Source organism: Paenibacillus sp. 2TAB23 (assembly GCF_052115165.1).
GTDB lineage: Bacteria > Bacillota > Bacilli > Paenibacillales > Paenibacillaceae > Pristimantibacillus.
Map to the genome: position 1 here is coordinate 129,536 of NZ_JBFRGD010000005.1, position 13,505 is coordinate 143,040.

Below are 13,505 nucleotides of genomic sequence, written 5' to 3' on the forward strand. Positions count from 1 at the left end.
TGTAGCAAATTATAATACAAATAAGACGGCATCCCAAATGATGCCGTCTCGTGCTCGATTAATGCTTGATATATAAGGCCTTATCGGGGTCTGATCTACCTTATCCACCGAGCTTTTTAAGCACGTTTTTTGAATGGGGATACTTTCTCGGACACCTGGGATATGGCGATATGCTTTTGCGTATGCTTTTGGGCTTTAGGTCGATGAATAATTAGCGAGAGCAGCGCCAAGTTTAGGGGCAAGGTGCCTGGGGGATAGACGAAATAAACATCCTTCCACATGGGAGCAAACTTGTTTTTATACTCATAAAGCCCCTTGAAGTTGTACATTTTATTTCCGTATCGATACAGCAGTCCAGCTGCCGGGAATAGATTCGAATTAGCGAGCGGAGCCATACCGAGGCTGCACATCGGATAACCTTGCTCCTGTGCCCATAGAAATAAGGATGCGAACAGCACATCCATCGTCCCATGCGGGCAAGCTTTCGTATAGCGCATCAGGTCGATGGTTATACGTCCGAGAGCCGCATCTTCCTTTTTTCTTGTGCTTTGGGAGTGCCCGCCGGCAATAGAAACAAAGGCTTCATACTGTCCGCTCGGACCAATCAGTACGGCAATCGGATACTGGTTGACATAAGCTCGCGAGAAAGAGCCGACGGAGAATCCTTTTTCCTTCCGGTTGGCGAGCCATTCATCCGAGATCGCTTCAAGCCGGTTCAGCAGCGAGTCCGAATAAGGGGGCTGCATAACTTCAAAGGTAAAGCCGCTGCGCTGAGACTTATTCATGCGGTTGCGCAGCTTTAGCCATTGCTTTCCCTTTAGGCTGAAACCGGCCAAATCAACCTGCGCCTCTTCTCCAATTTTGGAGCTGAACATGCCTAGCCGTTTATACAAAGAGAGGTATGTCGCGTTGGTTTGATAAAAGACAGGGACACGCTTGTTCTGGGAGCATTCTTCTATAAACTGCATAATAAGCCGCTCAACGGCGGCTGGCTTGCCAATCGGGTCTCCCAGTACAATTCTACGGTTTCCGATAGATCGATAAACGAGAAGTGCCTCATAACGAGAATCCCAAAGCCATTCTTTGTCGCAAAGATAATATAAATGTGAATGCGATTGGTGACCGCAGGTTTTTAGTAAGTCCTTCAGGCGTTTTTCAGAAAGGTTATCGATCATTTGAAAATCCTCCAAGTAAGCAATGAATATGTCGAATTATGTCGCATATTATGTTTATCGGCGTGAGCTTCCATTGTTTAAAGAGAGAAGAGAACATCCGCAGGCACATCGCTAAAGAAATTCCGCATTCAGATGGAGCTAGAGGGTACAATCCGATCAAATGATTAGCATCGACCACGAGCTCTCCGCTTACTGAAAGAAAGATATTAGCAAAATGTTAGGTATGCTAGACAAAATCAATTCACTCAGATTATTATAATACCTATAATTAAGCGATTTATATATAAGAGCTATGACGGATGTAGTTGTCATTATGTTGTAATTGGCTGGATATTAACATAGGGGGAGTGAAGTTCGCAATGCAGGAATACGATTACGAGTTTGCCGATTTCATTTTTTATACGCCTGGGGATCTGGATAAAGATGGACGTATATGGCCGGTCCGGGCGGGTCGCTGTTTGGCTAAACCCAACTACAAAGTAGGTCCTAAAAGGATTGAGTGCTTCAGTCTGCATTTCGTGCTGGAAGGAAAGGTTCGAATACAGTATGAAGGGAAAGAGGTGGAGCTGCAGAAGGACGACGTGTTTTGCTTGTTTCCCGGCCGCAAATATGGTTACGACATGATTCTCTCCGATCGGCCGCTTCAGATGAGCTGGTTGGCTATGGATGGCGATAGGGTTAAGCCGTTGCTTGAGCTTGCAGGCTTAACGCATGAGAATCCGTTCCGCAAGAAGGCACTCACCTTGCGTGTCAGGACAGCGGCAGATCGAGTTATTCATACGCTGGCAGGCGTTGAGCGGTGGAACCCTGCAGGGGCGTTAGAGCTGCAAAGCCTTATTTATTCCTTATTTGCCGGTTTAATTCTGGAGTCGGTGCCTGCTCATGAACCTGAGCTAGCCAGTTGGATTCAGGAATGCATGAAATACATAGATCTACACGCTTTGGAGGGAATATCCGTCCAGCAGGTAGCGGATTTCGCAGGTGTGCACCGTTCCTACTTTACCCAAGTGTTTACGAGTCAGACGGGCATGCCCCCAATGAAATACATCCAGAAGGTTCGAATGGAGAAGGCAAAGCAGATGCTGATCGACACGGATGCGACGATTACGGAAATCGGTCTGTCCATTGGTTATCCAAATCTCTACACGTTCACCAGAGCCTTCAAGAGTTATTTTAATGAATCCCCTCTTACTCTGAGGAAGACGAGCGTTTAGTCTCGAGTAAGCATAATACAATTGAAAACGATTACAAAATGTTTCCTGAAGTTTGCAAAGGAGATTTCTCGATATGAAGCTGTCTACTCTTCAAAGATGGATATCGCCCAGTTTAAGCATCCAAGGAAAAATATTCATCTCATTCAGTTTAGTCGCACTACTTTCCATTTTTTCAATTTCTGGCATTGTCTATTTAAACATGCGCGGGACAATTAAGGATAACGCGGTTACCTCGGTGTCAGATAGTATTCGCCAAGCAGATGAATCTCTCAATATCATGCTGGAAGAGATTGATCGGCTGAACACTGTAGTGGTGATCAATAAAACTACGGTGATCGACACACTGCTCAGCCCGACAGAAGAGATTAGCTACGAATGGTTTCTAGAGCAGAAGCGGATTGAAGAGTTTCTATCGGTACTGATCGATTATAAGCCATATATTTCCCGGATTTCCGTCGTTGGGCTGAACGGAAAGGTGTTTTTCTCCGGTGGTCCTTGGCTAGACAGGACGATCCTTGGATCACAGATGATGGATTACATACTGGCAAATGGATCGCGCCATGCCTATTTGAAGCAGACGGGTGTGTCGGATGCTATTACAGTAGGTAGAGAAATTCGGTTTAACCGCGAGACGATTGGCGTAGTTATGGTGGATTTAAACTATGATTTTATTAAGAAAACGTATGGAGTGAAACCGACCGCCGATAGCATGCTGTATGTGCTCGATAAGGAAGGAGGGTTCGTTTATCAGTCTGAATCAGCGCCGTCCTTCGCACCTTCCATCGAGAAGATCGTAAGCATCAAGCAAGGATTCACGGGACCCGGAGATGCGGCGGAGATGATCATCGACGGAAGATCCTATACCGTCGTCAGCCGCTCATCCGATTATACGGGCTGGACAACGCTAGCACTTATTCCTATGGATTCACTGCTTAGCGAGTCTGCGAATCTCCGCAAGCTAATGGTTGAAGTTTCGGTGTTTGTCTTGGTCGTTGTGTTAATCTGCTCACTGCAGGTGTCTTCTCGGATCACCATTAATATTCGCCGTCTAAAGTCGATGATGATGCGGGTGAAGGACGGGAATTTGACATTTCCAATGAAGGAAATCAAAACAAAAGACGAGGTAGGTGAGCTGTACTACGTCTTTATTAGCATGGTAGATGAATTGAAGCGGCTTCTCGAAGGGATTCGAATCAGCGAGAAGGAGAAGCGCGAGGCGGAGTTGACTGCGCTTCAGGCGCAAATACGTCCTCATTTCCTATATAACTCTCTGAATACGATCAAGTATTTGGCCAAGTTGAATGGAGTTCCCAATATTGAGGAGGTATCCGGCTCGTTAATTGAGCTGATGCGTGGGGTTTTAGGAAATTCGAGCGAATATCTTTCGGTTCGAGAGGAGCTGGACTACGTCCAAAGTTATATCTCCATCGTGAAATATAAGTACATGCAGCCGATTCCGGTGTATGAGGAGATTGAGGATGAATCCTTGCTGGAATGCCGGGTACCCAAACTCATGTTGCAGCCTATCGTAGAGAATGCCATCATGCACGGGATCGGTTCGCTGGAGGAAGGGGGGGCGGTCATCATTCGCGTTTGCGGAGAGAAACATAACCTCAGAATCGAAGTGACGGACAACGGCAAAGGCATGACTCAGGAGAAGATGGACGTATTGCTAGGCGAGAAAAGCAAAGGAGAGGCTCCTTCACGATTTAGTGGTATGGGGGTGCGCAATGTGCATGAACGAATTGTTCGCATGAGTGGAGAACCTTACGGTGTAAAGCTGTACAGTGAGCTGGGACTGTATACGAAGGTCGTAATTACATTGCCCGTTCTGCGGGACACGGGAAAATTAGATCATGAGGTGATATAGGTTATGTTTCAAGTGCTGCTGGTTGATGACGAGCCGCTAGTCCGTAACAACTTATCGACGCTGTTAGATTTCCGAAAACACGGCTTTGAAATATGTGGTGAAGCACACAACGGGGTTATGGCTTTGGCGATGATCGAGCAATCTCCGCCACATATTGCCATTATTGACGTAAATATGCCCGAAATGAATGGCGTGGAGCTTAATCGAACGATCAAAGAACGGTATCCCTCCATTAAGACGATCATGCTTAGCAGCTTTGATGATTACGATTACGTGCGTGATTGCTTGAAGAACGGCTCCATCGATTATTTGCTGAAGCACCGGCTCGATAGCGCAACCCTTATCAGTATGCTGAACAAAGCGGTCTGGGAACTGCGCCAGGAGGATCAAATTCTGGAGGACCGGAACGACCAAAAGGCGATGAGTGAACGCATGAATCCTGCTCTTATTCGCAGTTATATTGCCGATCTGGTAAGCGGTAAACCGCAGTCCGCCCAAGATGTCGAAGCTTTTATACGAAAGCATGACTTATATCCTCAAACGGTAAGCTACGCTGCAGCATCGCTTCAGATTGTCCCTTTCCTGCTGCTTACGCAATCCTGCAGCGACGTACAGATGAATCGGCTCGTTCAGCAGGCCGTTGAGATTATGCAGCAGAGTTTGGGCGATATTCAAGAACGAACGGCCGCTTACCTTGAGAACGGACGATTAGTTGTCGTATTTGCGTTCAAGGAACGAAGCGAGCATGCCGCTGCAAGCGAGGCAGGTCGGATGATGGACAAGCTTCGCCATGCGCTGGAGCTATTCCTGAATTTAAAGTGCGAGTATGCGCTCGGACATTTATGCAGCAGTCTATTACAACTTGGAGCGAGCTATGGTTCAGCAGAGCGGTCTCTCGACTCATCTCCCGCTGCAGAATCGGCCAATCCGGCGAGAAGGGGAAGCAGCTTATACGGCCAGCGCGTATCCTTAACCATCGAGGAGCAGAAACAGCTGCTGCTCACAATAGAAACGCTCGATAAGGACGGCATGCAGGGTTTGATTTTATCCGTATTCGATTCGATCAAGGGGCAGCCCGTTCACTCTCATTCCGTGCAAATGATCATCAGCGAGCTGCTGCATATTGCGGATAAAGTGCTGAAGAAATGGCTGCCTCAGCTCGACTCTGCGATGGACAGGCTTCCTCCGCGTAGCGAGCTAGGCAGGCTAGGAAGCGTCGGTGAAATGGAGCAATGGCTGCAAGCCTTCTATGCCGCCTTGTTGAGCCTACTTAAGGAGAGGCATGCGGTGGGACCTTATTCTCGGCATGTGTCGCAAGCGATAGGATTTATTCTGGAGAGATATGCGGGCAGCGTTACGCTTGAGCTGGCAGCAGGCGCCATAGGCCTGAATCCATCATACTTGAGTAGAATATTTAAAGTGGAGACAAAGTCGACATTCTCGGAATATTTGAACAGAATCCGCATCGATGCGGCGCGCAAGCTGCTGGAGAACGGTCAATACTCGCTCAAGCAAATTAGCAGCCAAGCGGGTTTTTCTTCCTATAACTATTTTTTTAGAGTGTTCAAGGAAATGACCGGCATGACGCCCCAAACGTATATGTACGGATTAGGAGGCGGGGGGAGCGGAAGCGAAGTTGTAAAATATGTGGAGTAAATAGTCATATTATTATAACTTTATGGCGAAACGGGTGAATTATAATGAGTGGACACCGCTGGAAAACGGTTACAAAATTCGGTGAATAGAACATTGGAGGTCACAGATTCATGCGTAGACACTGGGGAAGAAACGCAATTACTACGATGATCGTTTCCGGTCTAATCCTGACCGGCTGCAGCAACAACAGTAACGGAGGCTCAAAGACAGAGGACCAGCCTTCGCCTGCATCTGAAAGCGCTGTAAAAGTGGAAGGATTCCCGATTGTGGAACAACCGATCAAGCTCAAGATGTTCACGCGAATCGCGCCCGCTAACGGGCCGTTCAAAGATATGCCGGTATTCCAAGATTATGAGAAATTAAGTAACATTCAGGTTGCATTTACAGAGGCTCCGACAGACGGCTTCACGGAGAAAAAAAATCTATTGTTCGCGTCCAATGAGCTTCCTGATGCGTTGTACCGATCGGAGCTCAATCCGCTTGAGACTATTCGATACGGGACGGCCGGCCAACTGATTCCGCTGGAGAGTTTAATTGAGCAGTATGCGCCTAATCTAAAAGCCCTAATGGAGCAATATCCGGAGATCCGCTCAGGCATTACGACTCCGGAAGGACATATTTATTCGATCCCCGGCATCGTAACGACAGGCTCGGCGCGTACAGATAAACGCTGGATCAACAAAGCGTGGCTCGAGAAGCTGAACCTGGAAGAGCCTAAGACGACGGATGAGCTATATAAAGTGCTCCTCGCTTTCCGGGATGGAGATCCGAACGGCAACGGCAAACCGGATGAAATTCCTATGACCGCGCGTAAGGCGGCTGCGGGGATACCGATCTTAAACATGATGGCCGGATCGTTTGGCCTGGATTTGCAGCTCGGCTATAACATTAACATTGAAGACGGCAAGATAAATATTTGGAGCAGCGATGAGAAGCACAAAGAGCTTCTGATGTACTTGAACAAGCTGTATAAGGAGAAGCTTCTGGACCCGGAAATCTTCACACATACGGAAGCACAATATCTTGCTAAGCAAGGATCGGGCAATACGGGTCTATTCTTCGACCAGACGAACAACAATTTCTTGCCGATTCAGGATCAATATGTCGGCACCGCTCCTCCAGTCGGCCCGAATGGCGACCAAATGCAAAGCCCGGTAGCGCCGGTGCCACGCGACTTCGGAGCTTTCGCTATTACATCCGTGAACAAATTTCCGGAAGCAACGATGCGTTGGATAGACTATTTCTACAGTGACGAAGGCTCTACTCTACTGCGCTTTGGCAGAGAAGGCGAACATTACGAACTGAAGGACGGCATGCCGTATTACAAGGAGGATTTCCTGGCAATAACAGGCGCACAAGGAAAAATGACACCGTACGCAGGCGGCGGCGCCCCTCACTTGATCAGCGACAAAGTAGCATCTTTCATTAATCCGCCGCAGGTTCAAGAGGCATACGCAAAGCTGGAGCCGTACATGCCGAAGATTCGTTATGCTGCTCCGATGTTCGATGAAGAAACCGCTCAGAAAGTTAACATTCTGCGCAACGACATCGACAAATATATTGACGAGCAAAGCACGAAGTTTATCGTCGGCGCGCTCAGCTTCGATAAGTGGGACGCATTCCAGGATACTTTGAAAAAAATGAATATCGAAGAGCTGGAGAAGATCTACCAAGAAGCGTATGACAAGATGGAGAAATAATACCGAGACAGCATAGACAAGGAGTGAATGCTCATGAAGAGCGCGCAAGAAGGTGCAGCCGCTCTGTCCTCTATCCAACCCAAGCGCGGCTCCAGCCTACTCAGGAGTATGGCTAAACGGTATGATCTGTATCTCATGCTGCTCCTGCCGATAGCCTGGTACTTGATCTTTCACTACGGTCCACTGTACGGGCTGCAAATTGCATTTAAAAATTTCAATCCGGCCAAAGGCATTTTCGGTAGTCCTTGGGAGGGCTTCGAACATTTCGAACGGTTTTTCAATTCATATTATTTTTGGAGGCTGTTATGGAACACGGTGTCCATTAACCTATTTTCGCTGCTCATTGCATTCCCAGTCCCGATTATGCTGGCTCTGCTTGTTAACGAAATCCAAAGCAAAACCTTTAGCAAATGGCTGCAAAATATTACGTATGTTCCCCATTTCATTTCGGTTGTTGTTATCGTAGGCATATTAAACGTATTCCTCTCGCCGACAGGACCGATCAACATGTTAATCGAGGCATTTGGCGGTACTTCGATCCGCTTTCTGGAGGCAGCAGGCTGGTTCAAGACGATATTCATCAGTTCAAACGTATGGCAGAACATGGGCTGGCAATCTATTATTTACATTGCGGCGCTCAGCGGCGTAAATCCGCAGCTATACGAAGCGGCCAAGATGGATGGTGCGTCAAGGCTGAGGCGCATATGGCATGTCTCTTTGCCTGGCATAGCCCCGGTCATCGTTATCCTGCTTATTTTGGATGTCGGCCATTTCATGAACGTCGGTTTTGAGAAAATTTTGCTCATGCAAAATAACTTAAACTTGGAGTCCAGTGATGTCATCTCCACGTTTGTCTATACGACAGGCATATTGAAGGGAGAATACAGCTACACTGCGGCTATTGGGCTATTTAATTCAGTCATTAATCTCATCTTGCTGCTGTTGGTAAACCGGTTTGCGCGCAAGACGTCAGAGACGAGCTTATGGTAAAGGAGGGAACACAGGCATGTCGAGGCAGATGACCATAAAAAAAACGTCGGATGATCGGTTATTTGACGCCATTGTATACGCTGTTGCAGCTGTTATCATCATTGTTGTGTTGTATCCGCTGCTCTTTATCATAAGCGCTTCGTTCAGTGATCCGGCTAGGGTGTTGAATGGAGAAGTGTGGCTGCTGCCGAAAGGCGTATCATTGGACGCATACACAAACATTTTGCACAACGATAAAATCTGGATAGGGTACCGCAATACCATCGTCTATACCGTGGTCGGAACAATCATAAATATCATTATGACAATACTTGCAGCTTATCCATTATCTCGCCCGGATCTTCCCGGGCGGGGGGCCATCATGGTCCTGATTACGCTAACTATGTTTTTAGGCGGAGGATTGATTCCAACCTATTTGCTTGTCAAAGAACTGGGGATGGTCAACACCATGTGGGCACTGATTGTTCCCGGGGCGATCGCCACGTACAATCTAATCGTGATGCGCACGTACTTCCAGTCAAGCATACCATGGGAGCTGCAGGAGGCCGCCCATATGGACGGCTGCTCCAATTGGAGGCTGCTGATTAGCATTATTTTGCCGCTTTCCAAACCAATACTGGCTGTCATGGTTTTATTTTACGCGGTTGGCCATTGGAATTCGTTCTTCTCTGCGCTGATCTATATTCGAGACGAGGCTCTGCATCCACTTCAGCTTGTATTGCGCGAAATTCTCATGATTAGTCAATCGGCAGGCATTGAGGGCGGCAGCGTAGGGCTGGAAGATCAGATTCTGCTTGCTGAGAGCATTAAGTTCGCAGTCATTATCGTCTCGACTTTGCCGGTATTGATCATGTATCCATTCGTGCAGCGGCATTTCGTCAAGGGCGTCATGATCGGATCGATTAAAGGTTAGCTCCGCAACGCTTATGACAAATCAGTTGGAGGTTCCTATTGAAAACTAACGCGAAAATTACGATTGATTGCAGCCAAGCGAGCCAGCATACGGTTAATCCTTACTTGTTCGGCCATTTCGTTGAAGATATCCGGGATCACATGGATGCGATGCTCGCGTTCCCGCTTAAGGATATGGATTTCGAAAGTGAAGCCGAGACGAAGAAGGAAATTTCCGGAAGCTGGTACGCCTATACGAACGGGCGGAACACCGCATACGCGCTGGAGGCGTCTGCACCGAAGCATTCGGGTCGCGCCCAGCGCGTCCGTCTTCGGAGTGATGACGAGGCCTACGCGGGAATTGCGCAAAAAATTGTGCTCAAGGGGCCAGCGGATTTCGGGGTCAAGCTAGTCGCCCGATCTTCCGTCGAGTTGAAGTTTATTATCGTCGAAGCGGTGAATCGGCGCTCGCAAGAGCTCCTCGGACAAGTTCGGATTGAGCTAGAAAGCCATAACTGGCGTGAGTATGAGGCTTTGCTGTCTATTTCCTCCGCATGCGTTGACGCTGAGCTTCGTGCATACGTGCCGGCCGGTCATCCTAGATGGGTCGATCACGTGTCCACAGGCATGCTGTGGATCGATCATTTGTCTGTATTACCGGTAGATTCCATCGCTATGGTGAAGCGTGAAGTCATCGACATGACGCGGGATCTGAACGCGGGTATGATGAGGCTTGCCGGGAATTATATCAGCGCCTACCATTGGGAGCACGGAATTGGTCCTGTTCTTGAAAGACCAGTCATGTACAACGAAGCGTGGGGTGGCTGGACCAGCAAATATTTTGGCACGGATGAATTTATTCGGTTCTGCCGAGAACTTCAAGTGGAGCCGCTCATCTGCATAAATGACGGCTCTGGCACGCCCGAAGAAGCGGCTCAGTGGATTGAATACTGTAATGGCGATATCGATACGCCAATGGGTGCGAGGCGTGCAGCAAACGGAAATCCCGAGCCTTACAATGTCCGCTATTGGGAGATTGGCAACGAGGTGTGGGGACAGTGGCAGGTAGGTACGTGTTCTGCGGATCAGTTCGCTAGGCGTACGCTCTCCTTCGCCGAAGCCATGAAAGCGGCTGATCCCTCTATCGTACTTCTGGTTTGCGGGCACTTCGAGCAGGAGTGGAACAAGACCGTCCTCGATCTAGCTGGTGAGTATTTTGATTATCTTACCTTGCATCTGTATCACGGCTACGGACCGTTCGGCATGAACCAGAATACGCCGTCTGAGGATCGGTACAAAGCGATTGCTGCTTTTCCTGAGTTTACCCGTCACCACATTGCACAAACGAAAGAGCATATTCTTGCGAATGCGAAGCATAGCCATGTGAAGCTGGCGATTACCGAATACAACACGATGTATTATCCGAACACGATTCGAAAAGGGCTGCCGAACGAGCATACCTTAGGCGCGGCAGTAGCCAATGCTGCCAACCTGAACGAAATGATACGCTGCAGCGATATGGTTCATATCGGCAGCTTCTCCGATCTGGTGAACGGCTGGCTCGGCGGATGCATTCGCGTAGGCGATTATTATGCTGATCAATATTGCGGCAAGGAACCAGGCTGGAGCGGCTTACCCCTTACCGTATACGGGACGCCAACTTATGAAGTGATGAAGCTGTACGCGAATCGGGATGTTCGGCATCTTCTTCCCGTCACAGCTGAATGCGGAAAGTTTGCTGTTCCGTCGCTTAGGGAAACGCCTATCTCGCTGGACGCGCTGCCTGATCTTGATGTTGTGGCAGGCACGAACAGTGCTCGCAACTCCGTCACCGCATTTATCGTAAACCGCAGCTTGAATGAGGTGAAAGCTACGCTTGACCTTCAACACTTCGAGGCTTCGGAAGAAACGATTTTATATGAAATTACGGGAGATTCCTACGACGATATCAATTCCGTGTTTGAGCCAGAACGGCTGATAAGCAAGAAAGCAGTCGTACCTGCGGAAGAATGGAAGCTTGGGTATTCGCTGCGCCCTACATCCGTATATGTACTGGAGATTTTGGCAAAGCACATGAACTAGGAGGCACAGAATGACAACAAAGGCATATAGCAAGGACTATCCCAGACCACAATTTGTACGCGACAATTGGAAATGCTTGAATGGCGAATGGAGCTTCCGCTTCGATGACCGAGGCATGGGAGAGAAAGAGAAATGGCATGAGAAATTCGAAGAAACCCACAAAATAAACGTGCCCTTTACTTACGAAACCAAAGCAAGCGGAATTGGCATCGAAGAATTCCATCCGCAAATATGGTACAGCAAAGCTGTTCATATCGCGAAAGAGGCGGAAGGGAAACGGGTTATTCTTCATTTCCAAGCGGTGGATTATGAAGCTAAAGTATGGGTGAATGGAACGTTGGCAGGTGGACACCAGGGGGGCTACGCGGCGTTCTCGTTCGACATTACTCCTTATCTCGTATTTGGAGCCGACAATCAAATCACAGTGAAGGTGGAAGATAGCAATAGCTGCTATCAGCCACGAGGCAAACAGCGCTGGGTAGAAGACAATTTCGAATGCTTCTATGTTCAGACCACCGGGATATGGCAGACGGTTTGGATGGAATACGTGGAGGAACAGCGTCTTGACGCCGTCAAGATCACGCCGGATTTCGACCGTTCAATCGTCCGATTCGATTACGAGGTGCACGGGGTGGAGCAAGCCGGAGCCGGCGACTTAACGCTGGAGGCAATCGTTACGCTCAAAGGCAAATTTGTGAAAAGGGTTAGTCTAGCAATCGACCGCTCGTGCCTCTCCGTTGAGGTTGATCTGCTGCATGAAGCGAACGGACCATGGAAAAGAAGCTTCTGGTCTCCTCAGAATCCTAACTTATACGACGTGGAATTTGTGCTGTATGCAAAAGATAAGGTTGTGGACAAGGTGTTCTCTTATTTTGGCATGCGGAAGATTTCCATTAAGAACGGCGAGGTTCTGCTGAACAATGTGCCTATCTATCAGCGATTAATTTTGGATCAGGGATATTGGACAGAAAGCCATCTAACTCCGCCAAGCGAGGAAGCTTTAATCGAAGATATCGATCACATCCTAGCGATGGGCTACAACGGCGTGCGTAAGCATATGAAGATCGAGGATGCGCGGTTTCTCTACTGGTGCGACGTGAAAGGTCTGCTTGTTTGGTCCGAGATGGCAGCCACCTTTGAGTTTCATGATCGTGCGGTTAATGCGTTTACAAAGGAATGGCTGGAGATTGTGAGGCAGCAATATAACCATCCAAGTATTATTACTTGGGTGCCATTTAACGAATCATGGGGCGTCCCTTCTATTCTGCGCGATACACGACAGCAGAAGTTTACCGAGGGCATTTATCATCTAACCAAATCAATCGACCCTTACCGTCCGGTCATTGCGAACGACGGCTGGGAGCATACTGTGTCCGATATTCTAACGCTGCATAACTATGTCGCTTCCGGCGACGATTTCCTGAAGCGTTACGCGAACAAGGAAGCGATCGTGACGAACGAAAAGACTTGTAATCAATGGAAGTACGCGTTTGCCGAAGGATACGCATACCGGGGACAGCCGGTTATTATTAGTGAATTCGGCGGTATCGCGTTCCAGTCTGACCAAGGCTGGGGCTATGGCGATCAAGTTGTTTCAGAAGAGGAATTCATTAACAGGTTCCGCAGCATCACCCAAGCCATTAAGGACGTCGAGTATATTAGTGGATACTGCTACACGCAGCTTACCGACGTCCAGCAGGAAATCAATGGCCTTCTGACTGAGGAACGCAAGCCGAAAATACCTTTGGATTTGATTAAAGCCATTAATTTAGCTTGAAAGAGCTTTCATAGATTCTCATGCCATCATAAGAGATGATTTCATTCATTTGATATTCGGCAAGCGGAAGCGGAACATTGGAACAAGTTTTGGTATCCGAAAGGCGAAGGGCATGGGAAGATATACATTTATGATAGCAAGCAGGCTGCA

Annotated in this window: 9 protein-coding genes; 8 read left to right on the plus strand and 1 reads right to left on the minus strand. The window is 48.2% G+C overall.

The genetic code is table 11. The features are described 5' to 3' along the window. Positions 1-116 precede the first annotated feature (116 nt). Complete coding sequence (locus tag AB4Z29_RS10100; RefSeq protein WP_441942931.1) at positions 117-1,175, minus strand: phosphatidylglycerol lysyltransferase domain-containing protein; 1,059 nt, start codon at positions 1,173-1,175, stop codon at positions 117-119. Positions 1,176-1,534: 359 nt separating this feature from the next. On the opposite strand from AB4Z29_RS10100, the gene AB4Z29_RS10105 reads away from it, so the two are divergent. From AB4Z29_RS10105 to AB4Z29_RS10140, 8 genes are all read left to right on the plus strand, one after another. Further along, positions 1,535-2,389 (plus strand): AraC family transcriptional regulator, encoded by an 855-nt coding sequence (locus AB4Z29_RS10105; RefSeq protein WP_441942932.1) that lies wholly within the window; start codon positions 1,535-1,537, stop codon positions 2,387-2,389. A gap of 73 nt (positions 2,390-2,462) precedes the next feature. Continuing rightward, on the plus strand, positions 2,463-4,259 hold the full coding sequence (locus tag AB4Z29_RS10110) for a sensor histidine kinase (RefSeq protein WP_441942933.1): 1,797 nt from the start codon (positions 2,463-2,465) through the stop codon (positions 4,257-4,259). A 3-nt stretch (positions 4,260-4,262) separates the two neighbouring features. Then, the gene (locus AB4Z29_RS10115) at positions 4,263-5,915 is read left to right on the plus strand and encodes a response regulator transcription factor (protein WP_441942934.1); all 1,653 of its coding nucleotides are present in this window, start codon (positions 4,263-4,265) and stop codon (positions 5,913-5,915) included. Between the two features lie 110 nt (positions 5,916-6,025). Then, positions 6,026-7,615, plus strand: coding sequence for an extracellular solute-binding protein (locus AB4Z29_RS10120; RefSeq protein ID WP_441942935.1), 1,590 nt, complete (start codon positions 6,026-6,028; stop codon positions 7,613-7,615). A gap of 33 nt (positions 7,616-7,648) precedes the next feature. Beyond that, positions 7,649-8,605, plus strand: coding sequence for an ABC transporter permease (locus AB4Z29_RS10125; RefSeq protein WP_441942936.1), 957 nt, complete (start codon positions 7,649-7,651; stop codon positions 8,603-8,605). A 16-nt stretch (positions 8,606-8,621) separates the two neighbouring features. Beyond that, positions 8,622-9,518, plus strand: coding sequence for a carbohydrate ABC transporter permease (locus AB4Z29_RS10130; protein ID WP_441942937.1), 897 nt, complete (start codon positions 8,622-8,624; stop codon positions 9,516-9,518). Positions 9,519-9,556: 38 nt separating this feature from the next. Further along, positions 9,557-11,578 carry an alpha-L-arabinofuranosidase C-terminal domain-containing protein gene (locus AB4Z29_RS10135; protein ID WP_441942938.1) on the plus strand — a complete coding sequence of 674 codons (2,022 nt, stop codon included), beginning with the start codon at positions 9,557-9,559 and terminating at the stop codon, positions 11,576-11,578. A gap of 10 nt (positions 11,579-11,588) precedes the next feature. After that, positions 11,589-13,355, plus strand: coding sequence for a glycoside hydrolase family 2 protein (locus tag AB4Z29_RS10140; protein ID WP_441942939.1), 1,767 nt, complete (start codon positions 11,589-11,591; stop codon positions 13,353-13,355). Positions 13,356-13,505: the final 150 nt, after the last annotated feature.